Source organism: Nonomuraea sp. NPDC005692, from assembly GCF_040631115.1.
GTDB lineage: Bacteria > Actinomycetota > Actinomycetes > Streptosporangiales > Streptosporangiaceae > Nonomuraea.
Window position 1 is genome coordinate 563,484 of the sequence record NZ_JBEXYU010000001.1, and the last position, 15,006, is coordinate 578,489.

16 protein-coding genes are annotated in these 15,006 nt (G+C 72.5%); 10 read left to right on the top strand and 6 right to left on the bottom strand.

The features are described 5' to 3' along the window. The first annotated feature begins 116 nt into the window (after window positions 1-116). Together ABZ459_RS02705 and glgX are read left to right on the top strand one after the other, a co-directional pair. Window positions 117-542, top strand: a complete 426-nt coding sequence (locus tag ABZ459_RS02705) for an OsmC family protein (protein ID WP_357964905.1) — start codon at window positions 117-119, stop codon at window positions 540-542. A 33-nt stretch (window positions 543-575) separates the two neighbouring features. Then, entirely contained in the window at window positions 576-2,705 is a 2,130-nt protein-coding gene (gene glgX, locus ABZ459_RS02710; protein WP_352363788.1) for a glycogen debranching protein GlgX, read from the top strand. Window positions 2,706-2,715: 10 nt separating this feature from the next. Here the strand turns inward: glgX and ABZ459_RS02715 are convergent, their stop codons facing one another. Further along, window positions 2,716-3,117, bottom strand: coding sequence for a hypothetical protein (locus ABZ459_RS02715; protein ID WP_357964908.1), 402 nt, complete (start codon window positions 3,115-3,117; stop codon window positions 2,716-2,718). A gap of 132 nt (window positions 3,118-3,249) precedes the next feature. Here ABZ459_RS02715 and ABZ459_RS02720 point away from each other — a divergent pair, with 132 nt between their 5' ends. Genes ABZ459_RS02720 through ABZ459_RS02730 form a run of 3 tightly spaced genes read left to right on the top strand, consistent with a single transcriptional unit; the run spans window position 3,250 to window position 5,471 of the window. Next, a complete protein-coding gene (locus ABZ459_RS02720; RefSeq protein WP_357964911.1) occupies window positions 3,250-3,972 on the top strand; it encodes a pyrimidine reductase family protein in 723 nt (240 codons plus the stop codon). Beyond that, entirely contained in the window at window positions 3,969-5,105 is a 1,137-nt protein-coding gene (locus tag ABZ459_RS02725) for an ATP-dependent DNA ligase (RefSeq protein ID WP_357964913.1), read from the top strand. The genes ABZ459_RS02720 and ABZ459_RS02725 overlap by 4 nt, the downstream gene beginning before the upstream one ends. A 27-nt stretch (window positions 5,106-5,132) precedes the next feature. Then, window positions 5,133-5,471, top strand: a complete 339-nt coding sequence (locus ABZ459_RS02730; protein WP_357964915.1) for a hypothetical protein — start codon at window positions 5,133-5,135, stop codon at window positions 5,469-5,471. Window positions 5,472-5,497: 26 nt separating this feature from the next. Here the strand turns inward: ABZ459_RS02730 and pgeF are convergent, their stop codons facing one another. Continuing rightward, entirely contained in the window at window positions 5,498-6,205 is a 708-nt protein-coding gene (gene pgeF, locus ABZ459_RS02735; protein ID WP_357964918.1) for a peptidoglycan editing factor PgeF, read from the bottom strand. A gap of 9 nt (window positions 6,206-6,214) precedes the next feature. Continuing rightward, on the bottom strand, window positions 6,215-6,871 hold the full coding sequence (locus ABZ459_RS02740; protein ID WP_357964921.1) for a GNAT family N-acetyltransferase: 657 nt from the start codon (window positions 6,869-6,871) through the stop codon (window positions 6,215-6,217). 69 nt (window positions 6,872-6,940) lie between these two features. On the opposite strand from ABZ459_RS02740, the gene ABZ459_RS02745 reads away from it, so the two are divergent. Together ABZ459_RS02745 and ABZ459_RS02750 are read left to right on the top strand one after the other, a co-directional pair. Further along, entirely contained in the window at window positions 6,941-8,374 is a 1,434-nt protein-coding gene (locus ABZ459_RS02745) for an aldehyde dehydrogenase family protein (RefSeq protein WP_357964924.1), read from the top strand. Window positions 8,375-8,391: 17 nt separating this feature from the next. Continuing rightward, window positions 8,392-9,279, top strand: a complete 888-nt coding sequence (locus ABZ459_RS02750) for a tetratricopeptide repeat protein (RefSeq protein ID WP_357964927.1) — start codon at window positions 8,392-8,394, stop codon at window positions 9,277-9,279. Between the two features lie 68 nt (window positions 9,280-9,347). Here the strand turns inward: ABZ459_RS02750 and ABZ459_RS02755 are convergent, their stop codons facing one another. Both ABZ459_RS02755 and ABZ459_RS02760 read right to left on the bottom strand, forming a co-directional pair. Further along, window positions 9,348-9,749 carry an RNHCP domain-containing protein gene (locus ABZ459_RS02755; RefSeq protein ID WP_357964930.1) on the bottom strand — a complete coding sequence of 134 codons (402 nt, stop codon included), beginning with the start codon at window positions 9,747-9,749 and terminating at the stop codon, window positions 9,348-9,350. Window position 9,750: 1 nt separating this feature from the next. After that, entirely contained in the window at window positions 9,751-10,119 is a 369-nt protein-coding gene (locus tag ABZ459_RS02760; RefSeq protein ID WP_352325680.1) for an RNHCP domain-containing protein, read from the bottom strand. 322 nt (window positions 10,120-10,441) lie between these two features. Between ABZ459_RS02760 and ABZ459_RS02765 the strand changes: the two genes are divergently transcribed. After that, window positions 10,442-12,481: an acyl-CoA dehydrogenase gene (locus ABZ459_RS02765; protein WP_357964933.1), complete on the top strand. Its 2,040-nt coding sequence runs from the start codon at window positions 10,442-10,444 to the stop codon at window positions 12,479-12,481. Here the strand turns inward: ABZ459_RS02765 and ABZ459_RS02770 are convergent. Further along, window positions 12,441-12,977: a YceI family protein gene (locus ABZ459_RS02770; protein WP_357964936.1), complete on the bottom strand. Its 537-nt coding sequence runs from the start codon at window positions 12,975-12,977 to the stop codon at window positions 12,441-12,443. The genes ABZ459_RS02765 and ABZ459_RS02770 overlap by 41 nt on opposite strands. Before the next feature lie 148 nt (window positions 12,978-13,125). On the opposite strand from ABZ459_RS02770, the gene ABZ459_RS02775 reads away from it, so the two are divergent. Continuing rightward, window positions 13,126-14,301: a histidine kinase gene (locus ABZ459_RS02775; protein WP_357964937.1), complete on the top strand. Its 1,176-nt coding sequence runs from the start codon at window positions 13,126-13,128 to the stop codon at window positions 14,299-14,301. Beyond that, entirely contained in the window at window positions 14,298-14,945 is a 648-nt protein-coding gene (locus tag ABZ459_RS02780) for a response regulator transcription factor (RefSeq protein ID WP_357964940.1), read from the top strand. The genes ABZ459_RS02775 and ABZ459_RS02780 overlap by 4 nt, the downstream gene beginning before the upstream one ends. The last annotated feature ends 61 nt before the right edge of the window (window positions 14,946-15,006 follow it).

Consider the following 15,006-nt stretch of genomic DNA (forward strand, 5'->3'; position numbering starts at 1 on the left):
CGGGTGCGCCGCGACCCGAGCATGTCATCATTCGCCGGAAATGTTGAGGCGGCCGCCACCGGCTTCCCGGCCCCGCGATAGTGTCGAACGGACGACGACCGGAGGGATCACCCGTCATGGCCACCACCCGCACCGCCACCACGCACTGGAAGGGCGCCCTGCTCAACGGCTCGGGCACCGTCTCACTGGACAGCTCGGGCGTGGGCGCCTTCGAGGTCTCCTGGCCCTCCAGGGCCGAGACCGCGGACGGCCGCACCTCCCCCGAGGAGCTCATCGCCGCCGCCCACTCCTCCTGCTTCGCCATGGCCCTGTCCCACGGCCTGGCCGGCGCGGGCACACCGCCGGAGTCGCTGCGCACGAGCGCGGACGTGACGTTCCAGCCGGGCGAGGGCATCACGGGCATCGTGCTCACCGTGCAGGGGCACGTTCCGGGCATCTCGGCCGAGCAGTTCCAGGAGGCCGCCGCGACCGCGAAGGCGAACTGCCCGGTCAGCAAGGCGTTGGCGGGCACCACGATCACCCTGAAAGCCGAACTCCTCTAACAGGAACGCTTTCGCGTGCGACAATTGGGTCACATGCGCGAGGTCTGGCCGGGCGAACCCTATCCACTCGGCGGCACCTGGGACGGCGTCGGCACCAGCTTTGCCGTGTTCTCCGAGGTCGCCGAGCGGGTCGAGCTGTGCCTTTTTCACGATGACGACAGCGAGGAGCGGGTGCCGCTCCCGGAGGTCGACGGCTTCGTCTGGCACGGCTACCTGCCGGGGATCCAGCCGGGCCAGCGGTACGGCTACCGCGTCCACGGGCCGTACGAGCCGTCGCAGGGGCGTCGCTGCGACCCCTCCAAGCTGCTGCTCGACCCCTACGCCAAGGCCATCGACGGCGAGCTGACCTGGAACGAGGCGCTGTTCCCCTACTACTTCACCGATCCGTCGGTGCGCAACAGGGAGGACAGCGCCCCGTACATGCCGAAGAACGTGGTGATCAACCCGTTCTTCGAGTGGGGCAACGACCGGCCGCCGCGCATCCCGTACCACGAGACGGTGATCTACGAGGCGCACGTGCGGGGGCTGACCATGCGCCACCCGGGCGTGCCGCAGGACCTGCGCGGCACGTACGCCGGGGTCGGGCACCCGGCGATCATCGAGCACCTGCTGTCCATCGGGGTGACGGCGGTCGAGCTCATGCCGGTGCACCACTACGTGCCCGAGCACTTCCTGGTGGCCCGCGGTCTGACCAACTACTGGGGCTACAACACGATGGCCTACCTGGCCCCCCACGGCCGCTACTCCGGCTCGGGCACCCGCGGCCAGCAGGTGCTGGAGTTCAAGGCCATGGTGCGGGCGCTGCACGAGGCGGGCATCGAGGTCATCCTCGACGTGGTCTACAACCACACCGCCGAGGGCGACCACATGGGCCCCACGCTGGGCTTCCGGGGCATCGACAACGTCAACTACTACCGTCTGCACGACGGCGACCGGCGTTACTACCTCGACTACACCGGGTGCGGCAACTCGCTCAACGTGCGCTCGCCGCACGCGCTGCAGCTCATCATGGACTCGCTGCGCTACTGGGTGCTGGAGATGCACGTCGACGGCTTCCGCTTCGACCTGGCCTCGGCCCTGGCCAGGGAGCTGCACGACGTCGACCGGCTGAGCGCGTTCTTCGACCTCATCCAGCAGGACCCGGTTATCTCGCAGGTGAAGCTGATCGCCGAGCCCTGGGACGTGGGGCCGGGCGGCTACCAGGTCGGCAACTTCCCGCCGCTCTGGACGGAGTGGAACGGCAAATACCGCGACATCGTGCGCGACTTCTGGCGGGGCACCAACTCCGCCCTCCCCGAGTTCGCCTCCCGCCTGACCGGCTCGGCCGACCTGTACGAGTCCTCCGGCCGCCGCCCGGTGGCCTCGATCAACTTCGTCACCTGCCACGACGGCTTCACCCTGACCGACCTGGTCTCCTACGACCACAAGCACAACGAGGCCAACGCCGAGGAGAACCGCGACGGCACCAACGACAACCGCTCCTGGAACTGCGGCGCCGAGGGCCCGGTGGAGGACCCGCACATCGTCGCCCTCCGCCGCCGCCAGCGCCGCAACTTCCTGACCACGCTGTTCCTGTCGCAGGGGGTGCCGATGCTCTCCCACGGCGACGAGATCGGCCGCACCCAGCGGGGCAACAACAACGCCTACTGCCAGGACAACGAGCTGGCCTGGATCGACTGGTCGATGCTGCACGCCGAGTCCGATCTGCTGGAGTTCGTCAAGACGTTGTCGAAGCTGCGCCGCGAGCACCCGGTCTTCCAGCGCCGCCGCTTCTTCCACGGCCGCCACCCCGACAACGGCAAGCGCGACCTGGTCTGGCTGACCCCGGGCGGCAAGGAGATGACGGCCGGCGACTGGCACACCGGCTACGCCAAGTCGCTGATGGTCTACCTCAACGGCGAGGCCATCACCGAGCCCGGCCCGCGTGGCGAGCGGATCGTGGACGACTCCTTCCTCCTGCTCATCAACGCCCACCACGAGAACCTGTCGTTCACGCTGCCGGGGCCGGAGTTCGGGGCCGAGTGGCTGCCGGTGCTCGACACCTGTCACGACGTGGTGGAGGAGGCGTTCGGCGACGAGCGGTGGCGGGCGGGCGACCTGGTGGCGGTGACCGGCCGGTCGTTCCAGGTCCTGCGGCTGCCCAGGGAGCCGCAGACGCCCTAGCCGCCGTCCGTCAGAACACGCGGGCGATGCCGGCCGTGACGAGGAGCAGGGCGAACGTGGTCACCCCGGCCACGCCGTGCAGGACCACCGCGAGCACCGGGAAGCCGGTGGCCCGGCGCTGGTGACGGCCGCCGCCGAGCCAGCGGGTGAACATCGTGAAGCCCAGCAGCGCGGCCACGGTGAGCCCGCAGAGGGCGATCCAGGCCAGCGGTGCGCTGCCGGTCAGCAGGTAGGCCACCCAGCAGGCCAGCGACGCGGCCGCGAGCGCCGGATGCGACAGCAGCAGCGTCACCGGGAAGCGGGTGACCTTCGCCTCCTGCCCGCGCAGGCCGCCGGCCGAGAGCCAGCGGTAGAGCAGGTAGACCCCGATCAGTGCGGCGATCGTCCATGTGACGGCGGTGAGCAGGCCCATGTCCCCTCCCGGCGAGTCCCTGCCGCCACCGTATGCAGACTCCGGGCCTTTCGTCCTTCAGTTACTCAAAAGTGCCGTCAGCCGCAAAACCCCTGGGGACGGTTTGTCGGTGGGGTGTGCCAAGGTAGAGGAGTGCGGCGCATCTATCCCGACTTTCAAGACAATCCGGACATCCCGCAGGCGTACGCCTACCCCGAGGGGCGGCCCTGGCTGCGGCTCAACATGGTGTCCAGCGCCGACGGCGCGGCGTGGCTGCAGGGGCGCTCGGGCGGGCTGTCGAGCAGGGGCGACAAGCGCATCTTCGCCGTCCTGCGCGGGTTGTCCGACGTGATCGTCGCGGGAGCGGCGACCGTCCGCACCGAGGGCTACGGCCCGGTCAAGCCGCGTGCCTCCTGGTCGGCCATCCGGGCCGGGCGTCCCGACGTGCCGCCGATCGCGGTGATCACCCGCAGCCTCGACCTCGACCTCGACGGCGAGCTGTTCACCGACGCGACCAACCCGACGATCGTGATCACCTGCGAGTCCGCGCCCGCGGAGCGCCGCAAGCTGGCCGGCCGGCGGTCCGACCTGATCATCGCCGGCGACGACGGCGTCGACATGCGGCTGGCCGTGCGCGAGCTGCACGAGCGCGGCCTGACCCGCGTCCTGTGCGAGGGCGGCCCGCGCATCAACGCGCAGCTGTCGGCCGACGACCTCATCGACGAGTTGTGCCTGTCGGTGAGTCCCATGCTGGTCGCGGGCGGCGCGGCCCGCATACTGAACGGCGTGGCCGCGCAGGTCCCGCTTGACCTCCGCCAGGTCCTGGAAGAGGAGGGGGTCCTCTTCTGCAGATACACGAGGGAGCAGAGCCCATGACCGAGCAGCCCGTCGAAGAGCCGGAGCCGGTGCCCAACCTCCCGGTCCGGCCGCCCGTGCCGCCGATGCTGGCCAAGCCGGTCAAGGCCATGCCCAAGCAGGACGGCACCCTGTTCTACGAGCCCAAGTGGGACGGCTTCCGCTGCATCGTGTTCAGGGACGGCGACGAGGTCTACCTCGGCAGCCGCAACGAGCGTCCGTTCACCCGCTACTTCCCCGAGCTGGTCGAGGCGGTCAAGGCCGAGCTGCCCGGCAAGGTGGTGATCGACGGCGAGATCGTGCTGCCCCGGGGGGCGCAGCTCGACTTCGACGCCCTCCAGCAGCGCATCCATCCGGCCGCCTCGCGGGTCAAGCTGCTGTCGGAGCAGACGCCGGCCCAGTTCATCGCCTTCGACCTGCTGGCGGTGGGCGACGAGTCGCTGATGGAGGAGCCGTTCTCCGAGCGGCGGCGGCGGCTGGAGGAGCTGTTCCCGCACAAGGGCGGGTCCGTCCGGCTGACGCCGGTCACCACCGCCGACGAGCAGGCCCGCGAGTGGTTCGACACCTTCGAGGGGGCGGGGCTCGACGGCATCATCGTCAAGCCGGGCGACCAGCCGTACGTGCCCGACAAGCGCACGATGTTCAAGGTCAAGCACGAGCGCACGGCCGACGTGGTGATCTGCGGCTACCGCGAGCACAAGACCGGGCCCATCGTCGGCTCGCTGCTGCTCGGCCTCTACGGCGACGACGGCCGGCTGCATCACGTGGGCGTGGCGGCCTCCTTCCCCATGGCGCGCAGGGCCGAGCTGGTGGAGGAGCTCAAGCCGTACCTGGCGGAGCTGAGCGAGCACCCGTGGGGCCACTGGGCCGAGCAGGCCACGGCCAACGCCGGGCAGCCGGCGGCGGGGCCCGCGACCGGCGGGCAGCGGGTGCCGGGCGCGGTGTCGCGGTGGAACGCCAAGAAAGACCTGTCGTTCATCCCGCTCCGGCCCGAGCTGGTGATCGAGGTGGCCTACGACCAGATGGAGGGCGACCGGTTCCGGCACACGGCGCACTTCCGGCGGTGGCGGCCCGACCGCACGCCCGAGTCGTGCACGTACGAGCAGCTGGAACGGCCGGTCAGCTACGATCTCGACGACATCCTCGCCCGTTAGGGGGCAAAGCGGTCTAGTCTCTCCGTTATGACCACCGGTGATGAGCTCAAGGCGGCCGTGTCCGCGCGGCGCGACCTCGGCCCCGACTTCGAGGACGCGCTGGTGGAGTCGTTCCTCGACAAGGTGGGCCAGGAGGTCGACCGGCGGGTCGACGAGCGCCTGGCCGGCACGGCCCCGCGCGCCAAGGCGCCCGCCAGGGGGTCGGACGGGCAGCGGCTGGCGCTGGCGATCGTCTCGCTCTCCCTGGGCACGCTGTCCACGGTCGCGCTCGCCTTCGCGGGAGGCGGGCGGGCGATGGCGCTGATCCCGATCTGGGTCGGGATCATCATCGTGAACGTCGTCTTCAACGGCTCCCGCGAGAAGTAGCTTCTCCGGGAGGGCGGGCTCGCGGGTCAGGTCAGCCAGATGAGGCCGGCGAATCGGCCGCCGGGCTGTTCGCGGCGGTGGGAGTAGAGCTCGGCGGACTCGATGGTGCAGCGCGCGTCGTGCCGCACGTCGGTGACGCCCGCCGCCCTGAGCTGGGACTCGATCCCGGCCCGCAGGTCGAGCGCCGGGGTTCCCCACGACGTCGTCGACCACGTCGGCGGCACCTTCGAGGCCACCTGTCCGCGCAGCTCCGCGGGCACCTCGTAGCAGCGGCCGCAGGCGCCGGGGCCGATCAGCGCGACCATCCGGCCGGGCCGGGCGCCCTTGGCGGCCATGGCCTCGACCAGGGCTGTGGCCACGCCCGCCTCCGTGCCGGGACGCCCGGAGTGGGCGGCGCCGACCATGCGCGCCTCGGGGTCGGCCACCAGCACGGCCGGGCAGTCGGCGCCCAGCGAGGCCAGCGCCAGGCGCGGCTCGGTGGTGAACACGCCGTCGAGCGGCGGCGGGTCGTCGCCGAACGGCTCGCTCACGTACGCGACGTCGGCGCTGTGGACCTGGCGCATGTAGACGACGGCGCGCACGCCCAGCTCGGCCGCCAGGCCCGCGCGGTTGGCCCGTACGGCCGCCGGGTCGTCGCCGACCATGCCGCCCAGGTTGCGTGAGCCGTACGGCGGGGCGCTCACCCCTCCGTGGCGGTCGGTGACGACGGCGTGCACTCCGGGGGCCAGCAGCATGCCTCGATCCTAGCCGGGTTGCGGCGAGAAGCCGGGGCGAGGCGAGGAGCCGGGCTGGGGAGAGGAACCGGGCTGCGGGGAGGAGCCGGGCTGGGGCGAGGAGCCGGGGCCGCCCGGGGACGAGCCGTGCAGGACGACGCCGGGCCGGCGGCCGAGCTCCAGGTACATGTTCACCTCGTCGAAGCGCCATTCGCCCACTTCGACCACGTTCGGCAGCCGCCCCCACTCGCGGAACCCGAGGCTCTGGTACAGCGCGATCGCGCCGTGGTTGTTGCCGCGCGCCCGCAGCGTGAGCGTCTCGATGCCGGCGGCGCGGGCGTCGTCCGCGAGGCCGGACACGACCACCCGGCCGAGCCCGAGCCCGCGCGCCTGCGGGTGGGCCATGACCTTGCCCACCTCGGCGGAGTGCCGGAAGACCGCCTCCTGGCCGCGCCGCCACAGGCCCATGGCCTGGACCGTGCCGTCGACCGTGGCCAGGGCGAGCCGTCCCTCGCCCGTCCTGGCCATCGCGAGCGTGGCCTCCACCCAGGGGTCGGTCTCGTCCCTGGTGGGCGGCGCGAGGTAGCCGACCGCACCGCCCAGCTCGACGACGGCGTGCAGCACGCGGTGGACGGCGGCGAGCAGGGGCTCGTCGGCGGTTTCCGGCCAGGTCAGATCGATTTTCACGGAAGACCATTATGCCCCGATCCATCCGGGACTGGCCTGCTCGCGACAAGCAAGCATATGCTTGGTCGCGTGCCTGACTACCGCAATCTCATCGGCGGCGAGCTGGTCCCCGCGGACCGGACGATGGACACCGTCAACCCCGCCACGGGCGAGGCGTGGGCCCGGATCCCGGCCAGTGGCGCGCGCGAGGCCGAGGCCGCCGTGGCGGCGGCGCGGGCGGCCTTCCCCGCCTGGTCGGCCATGCCGGCGCTGGGCCGGGCGCACTTCCTGCGCAAGGTGTCGGAGCTGTTCGCCCGGCACGCCGAGGAACTGGCCCGGCTGGAGACCCGCGACAACGGCCGTATCCTGCGCGACACGCTCAAGAAGGACCTGCCGGGCATGGCGTACCTGTGGCAGCTCGCCGCCGGGCAGTGCCTGGAGGCGGTCACGGGCGACACCGTCCTGCTCGGGCCGGACACGCTCGGGCTGACGCGGCGCGAGCCGTACGGGGTGGCGGTCTGCATCATCCCCTGGAACTCCCCCGTCTCGACGTTCTCCGCCAAGGCCGCCTACGCCCTGGCCGCCGGGAACACGGTGATCGTCAAGCCCGCCGAGCAGGCCAGCGCGTCGGTGCTGCGGCTGGGCGAGCTGCTGGCCGAGGTGTTCCCGCCGGGCGTGCTGAACATCGTCAGCGGGCTCGGCGAGGAGGTCGGCGACGCGCTCGTCCGGCACCGGGACGTCGGCAAGGTCAGCCTCACCGGCTCCACGGCCACCGGCCAGGCCATCACCCGGGCCTCGGCGGACGCGCTGAAGCCGCTGACGTTCGAGCTGGGCGGCAAGTCGCCCAACATCGTCTTCCCCGACGCCGACCTGGACGCCGCCGCGCAGGGCGTCACCGTGAACTCCGTCTACACCGGCAACGCCGGGCAGGTGTGCGTGGCCGGCTCGCGCATCCTCGTCCACCGCTCGATCTGGGACGACCTGCTCGGGCGGATCAGGCACATCTGCGCCGGACTGGTCCTGGACGACCCCCTCGACCTGGCCACGACCATGGGCCCGATCGTGTCGGCCGGGCAGTTCGAGCGGGTGCGCTCGTACCTGGAGACGGCCGAGAAGGAGGGGGCCGAGCTGGTCTTCGGCGGCCGGTCGGGGGCCGAGGTGGTGCCCGGTCTGCCGGGCGGCTACTGGGTGGAGCCCACGCTCTACACGACCGAGGACAACGGCCTGCGCATCTGCCAGGAGGAGATCTTCGGGCCGGTGGCGGTGGCCATCCCGTTCGACAGCGACGAGCAGGCGCTGGAGATCGCCAACGACTCGCCGTACGGGCTGGCGGCCGGGGTGTGGACGCGGGACCTCGGGCGGGCGCACCGGTTCGTGCGGGATCTGCAGAGCGGCACCGTGTGGGTGAACACCTACCGCCAGATGCCTCCTGGCCTGCCGTTCGGCGGCGTGAAGGACAGCGGGTACGGCCACGATTCCGTCATGGAGTACACCCGGGAAAAGGCGGCCATCATCCAGTTTTAGTTCGGTAGATTCCCTCCATGAGCGAGGGGATCAACGACCAGTCCGAGCTGACCGAGCTGACCGAGGCAGCCGCCCAGTCGCGCGCGTCCGTGCTGCGCAGCCGAGCCGAATCGTACATCGCGCTGTCGCGGCACGAGGCCGCCATCGCCGATCTGACCGAGTCGATAACGCTGGTCCCGGACAACGCCCGTGCCTGGCGGCTGCGCGGCGAGAGCCATCGGGTCATCGAGCGGTACGAGGCCGCCCTGGCGGACTTCGACGAGTCGTTGAGACTGGAACCCGACAGCGCGTACGCGCTGGGCTCGCGCGGGCAGGCGTACGCGGCGCTCGGCCGGCTGGAGGAGGCGATGGAGGACTTCGACCACGCGCTCACCCTCGCCCCCGAGTCCCTGTGGATCCTGGAGGCCAAGGCCGACGCCCTGGTGGACATGGACCGGCTGGACGAGGCCCTGGACGAGCACGCCAAGATCATCGCGTTGAACGAGGAGCTGGCGTACTCGTGGGTGGCGCGCGGCGACCTGTACCAGCGCATGCACCTCTACAGCGAGGCCATCGCCGACTACAGCAGGGCCCTGGAGGCCGATCCCGGCCACGTGCGGGCGCTCAGCCGGCGCGGCGAGGCGCTGCGCATGATCGACCGCTACCAGGAGGCGCTGGCCGACCTGAACCGCGCGGTCGAGCTCGACCCCGACAACGACCGCGCGTTCGGCAGCCGGGGCGCGGTGCTGAGCGAGATGGGCGACAACGAGGCCGCGCTGCGCGACCTGGACAGGGCCATCGAGCTGGACCCCGAGTACATCTGGGCCTACCGGGTGCGCGGCGAGATCTTCCAGGAGATGGAGCGGCACGAGGAGGCGGTGAGCGACTTCACGCTGGCCCTGCGCCTGGAGTTCGGCGACGACTAGGCCGTCACGAGGGGCGGGCCGCCCCGGAGGGCGGCCCGCCGTCGTCAAGGCACTCGGAGCGCCTTCTGTCAGAGCGCCAGCAGGGCGCTCACCGGCAGGCGGCTGTCGGACAGCGGCCGTACGGCGATGCGCAGCAGGGCCAGCGCGTTGTCGTCGCCGGCGATGCGGTTGGCGCTGAGCCCGCCGCACGCCTGGCAGTGGTGGATGATCAGCCACTCCCCGTCCGGCCTGACGGTGACGCTCAGCGCCGCCATCGGGCCCCGGCAGCCCGCCCGCCGGTCCCCCGGGATCCGGTGGTCGACGTGCAGGCTGGTCAGGCAGTGCGGGCAGTGGTTGCGGTGCGCCGTGCCCGGCGCGTCCATCGGTACGTCCAGCCGGCAGCCGACGCAGCGGAACGCGTCGCCGCGCTCGCCACGTTGCACGGCCTTCGGCTGTTGCGGCCTGGCCCGGCCAGGGTTCCTCCTGGGCATGTCACAGGTCGCCGAACGCTTCGAGCGGGAACGGCGGCTGCGCGAGCGGGCGTACGGCCATGCGCATGAGGATGAGCTGGTTGTCGTCCCCGCAGATCGGGTTGGACGTCAGCTCGCCGCAGCGTGAGCAGCGATGGATGATCATCCAGTCGCCGGTGCGGAGGACCGCGATCGAGATCGGGTTCATCCGCGACCGGCACTCCGAAGGGCCGCCCTCCACCCGGTCGAGCACGTGCAACGAGTGCAGGCAGCTCGGGCAGTGGTTACGGCGGACGCCGCCGGGCGCGTACGCGGCGACGGTCAGGCCGCAGCGGACGCAGGCGAAGGTGTCGGTGCTGATGATGGAACGAGGTTTGCCGTTGGCAGACAACCTGGGTTCTCCTTGCCGGATTTGTCATGAAAAAAAGGCAGCAAGGGAGCGCCGAGCGGGCCTCACAGGCACGCGGGTGCCACAGGCGGTCCGGCCCACTGAGGCCAGGACTTCAGATACTCGTCCTCAGGCTCTGGAACTCAGGGGAGGCGGGCACGCCCGTGGCACGGAGAGGCGCGCTGGGCGCCGTGCCGGTCATCAACCCACCTCCTGAAATCGCACCGAACGGGACAGTCGCCAGGCTAATCACCCCCGCCGGTCGCGCGCCAACGGTTTTTCCTGGACCCTGGAGATCGACCGAATATCGTTCTAGTGTTCGTCCATGGGGATCGGGCTGACCGAGGAACACCGGGCGCTGGCGGCCTCCGTACAGGGGCTGGCGGGGCGCACCGTCGAGCACCGGGCGCTGGCCGGGCAGGGGCTGCTGGGCCTGCACCTGCCGGAGGAGTTCGGCGGGCAGGGATACGGGCTGGTCGAGCTGTGCGTGGCGCTGGAGGTGCTGGGCGAGCTGCGGGTGGCGGGGCCGTACCTGCCGGTCGTGCTGGCCTCGGCGGCGCTCGCCCGGTCCGGGAGTCCCGCGGCCGGCCTGCTGCGGGGGCTGGCCGACGGGTCGCTGACGGCGGCCGTCGCGCTCGGGCCGCTCGCCCTCGGGGCGGCCGGGGCCGACCTGTTCCTCGTGCCGCACGGTGACGGGTGGGCGCTGCTCGACCGGGCCGGCGTGCGCGCCGAGCCCGCCGAGGGCGTCGACCTGGACCGGGACCTGTGCGCGGTCACGACGGTCACGGGTCTCGACGTCCCGCCGGAGCGCCTGCTGGGGCCGGTGCCGGTGCGGGAGCTGGCCGCGGTGCTGCTCGGCGCCGACGCGTGCGGCACCGCCGCCTGGGCGGTCGGCACGGCCGCCGCCCACGCCAAGGTACGCGAGCAGTTCGGCCGCCCGATCGGCCAGTTCCAGGGCGTCAAGCACCGGGTGGCGGCTGCCCTGGTGGCCTTGGAGCAGGCCCGCGCCGCCGTCTGGGACGCCGCCCGCGCCCTCGACGCCCCGCACACGGGAGAGCCCGGCGGGCTCGGTGACGATGTGCGGCTGGCCGTCGGGGTGGCGGCCGTGCTGGGGCCGGACGCGGCGGTGCGCTGCGCGGCCGACGCCATCCAGGTGCTCGGCGGCATCGGCTACACCTTCGAGCACGACGCCCACCGCCACTACCGCCGCGCCCTGTCCGGCCGCATGCTCGCCGGCGACCCGGGGCCGTGGGCCGAGCAGGTCGCCGACCTGGCCCTGGCGGGGGCCCGCCGCACGATGGAACCCGACCTGCCCGAGGAGTCCGTCCGGCTCAGGGAGACGATCAGGGCGCAGGCCGAGTCGTTGCGGCGCGAGGAGCCGCTCGCCCGGCTGGGCCGGTTCGCACGGGACGGCTGGATCATGCCCTACCTGCCCAGACCGTGGGGCCGCGCGGCCACGCCGCTGGAACAGGTGATCATCCATCAGGAGTTCCGCGACCTCAAGCGCCCCAACCTGGGGATCGCCGCCTGGGCGGTCCCGTCCATCGTCACGTACGGCACCCCCGAGCAGCAGGAACGTTTCCTGCCCAGGACGTTCACCGGCGAGCTCGTGTGGTGCCAGCTGTTCAGCGAGCCGGGCGCCGGGTCCGACCTGGCCGCCCTGTCCACCAGGGCCATCCGGGTGGCGGGCGGCTGGTCGCTGACCGGCCAGAAGATCTGGACGTCCCTCGCCCAGTACGCCCACTGGGGCATCTGCCTGGCCCGCACCTCCCCCGGCAGGCCCAAGCACGAGGGGATCACGTACTTCCTGGTGGACATGTCCGCCCCCGGCGTCACGGTCAGGCCACTCAAGGAGATCAACGGGGACGAGATCTTCAACGAGGTCTTCCTCGACGGCGTCTTCGTCCCGGACGACCTGGTGGTGGGCGAGGTGGACGGCGGCTGGCGGGTGGCCCGCGACACGCTCTCCCACGAGCGGGTCGCGCTCGGCGACTCCTGGGGACCGGGCTCCCGGCACACCGACATGATCCGCCTGGTCGGCGCCCTGCCGCCGCTGCGGCAGTCGCAGCGCGAGCAGGCGGGCCGCCTGTGGGCCGAGGGCCAGGCGATCTCGGCGCTCGGGCTGCGCGTGACGCTGTCCAGGCTGGCCGGGGCCGACCCGGGCCCCGCCGCCAGCGTGCGCAAGCTGCTCGGCATGCGGCACGCGCAGGCGGTCTCGGAGTTCTGCTGGTCGCTGGCGCCGTCCGACCGCCACTGGAACCGCATGATCCTGGCCACCCGGGCCTTCACCATCGGCGGCGGCACCACGGAGGTGCAGCTCAACATCATCGCCGAGCGCGCGCTGGGCCTTCCCCGCGATCCGTGACGCCGGCCCGCACGCACCTGACCTCGGCCGACATCGCCAGGTGACGGGCGGCGATCCCGGGCATGGCGGTCACCCCGAAGGCGGTCCGGTCCACGCGGGCGGCGACCACGACGGTGAAGCCGTTCGCGGTCACGTCGCAGCGCTCGACGGTGAGGGTGAGCGGGCGTTCGACGCCGGTGACGGTGAGCGTGCCGGTGAGCGTCCCGTCGCCGGCGGGGGCGCCGGTGAAGGTGATGACGGGGTGGCGGGCGGCGTCGAGGAAGCGGGGCGAGCGCACGGTCTCGTCGCGCCGGTGGTTGCCGGTGTGGAAGCCGGCGGCGTCGATCTCCACGCGCACGCGGGAGTCGGCGAGCGGTTCGGCGACGTCCACGGTGCCGCCCCTGACGTCGAAGGTGCCGCGGGCGCGGGCGAGGCCGTACAGGTGCCGGGTGGTGAAGCGGATCGCGGAGTTCTCGGTGTCGATCTCGTAGCGGCCCAGCGGAGGGAGGTTCGTCATGGGTCCATTGCACGGCGGCGGGGTGGCCGTGCGGCAGGGCGGGCCGTCGGTCACCGGGGCGACGATCGGCGGGAGCACATGCGACTTTCGTATGGTTTCCCACTTACCCGATATTTACGGCATGCGGGGATGTCGTAGCGTTTGCGGCATGGGTGCAGGGGCGTGTCGCCGTTCCCTCGTGCTGGACGTGGTCATCGCGGGCGGTTTCGCGCTGCTGGACACCGGCTCGACGCTGCTGGGTCTGTCGTGGTGGCCCGAGCGTCCCGGTCCGCTGGCCTGGGCGCTGCTGGCGGTCCAGGCGGCCGCCTGCCTGTCGCTGGTGGCCCGCCGCCGGGCGCCGCTGACGGTCCTGGTCGTGCTGGGGACGTACACGCTCGTGGTGACGTTGCTGATCTCGCCGGGCGGGATGCTGGTCCCGGCCGGGCAGGGGAACGTGTGGGCGCCGTTCGCGACCATCGCGGCGGCGTACGGGCCGCTCTACGACCGCAGGGACCGGCGGGTCGCCGTCGCCGTGCTGGCCGCGTACACGATGGTGATCGCACGGGTGTGGGAACCGGCGGCCGGCGTGCTCGTCGACGGGGTGCTGCGCACGGCCGTCGGCCCGCTGCTCGCGCTCTACCTCGACGGACGGCGGCGGGTGCTCAGGATGCTGGTCGAACGCGCCGAGCGGGCCGAACGCGAGCGGCACCTGCTGGCCGAGCAGGCCCGCGCCGAGGAGCGCGCCCGGCTGGCCGGCGAGATGCACGACGTCGTCACCCACCGGGTGAGCCTCATGGTGCTGCAGGCCGGCGCGCTGCGGGTCACCGCGGCCGACGAACACACCCGGCAGACCGCCGAGGAGCTGCGGGCCGCGGGCTGCCAGGTGCTCGACGAGCTGCGGGACCTGATCGGCGTCCTGCGCACCGCGCCGGAGCCGGACGTGCCGCCGTCGGCGGCCGACTTCGCCGCGCTGGTCGCCGAGTCCGCCTCCGTGGGCACGCCGGCCGAGCTGGTCGAGGAGGGGGACCGGGCGCTGGCCTCGCCGGTGGTGGGGCGCACGGCGTACCGGATCGTGCGCGAGGCGCTGACCAACGTGCGCAAGCACGCGCCGGGCGCGCGGGTGCAGGTGCGGATCGAGTACGGCCAGGCGCGGGTACGGCTCACGGTGCGCAACACGCCGCCGACCGGCCTGCCCGGCGGCCCCCTGGCCGGCACCGGCTCCGGCCTCGGCATCGCCGACCTGCGGCGGCGGGTCGAGGTCGTGCACGGCACGCTGCGCGCCGGGCCGTCCCCCGACGGCGGGTTCACCGTCGAGGCCACTCTCCCCGCGTACGTGGCGACATGATCAGAGTCGTGGTCGTGGACGACGAGCCGATGGTCTGCCGTTTCCTGCGCACCATCCTCGGCTCGGCGCCCGACATCGAGGTCGTGGACGAGGCCCACGACGGCGCCGCCGGCGTCGAGGCGGTCGTGCGCAGCCGTCCGGACGTCGTGCTCATGGACCTGCGCATGCCCCGCGTGGACGGGCTCACCGCGATCGAACGCCTGGTCGAGCTGCCCCGGCCGCCGGTCGTCGTGGTGCTGACGACGTTCGACGCCGACGAGTACGTGCTGCGCGCCCTGCGCGCGGGGGCCGCCGGCTTCCTGGTCAAGTCCACGCCGCCGGAGGACCTGATCGGGCTCGTCCGGGTGGCCGCCGAGGGGCACACCGTGCTGTCGCCGGTCGCCGCCCGCAGGCTGGTGGCGGCCTCGGCCGCGGCGGACCCGGCCCGCGCCCGCGCCCGCGAGCTGCTGGAGTCGCTGACCGGACGCGAGCGCGAGGTGCTGGCCTGCCTCGGCGAGGGGTTGTCGAACGCGCGCATCGCCGCCCGCCTCCACCTGGCCGAACCCACCGTCAAGGGGTACGTGTCACGCCTGCTGGACAAGCTGGGCTGCCTCAACCGCACCCAGGCGGGCCTCATCGCCCACGACGCGGGCCTGACCCGGTAGGCGCCGCGGGCGGCGGGTTTGGCGGCGGGTTTGGCGGCGGAGCAGGGAGGTAGGTGATAAG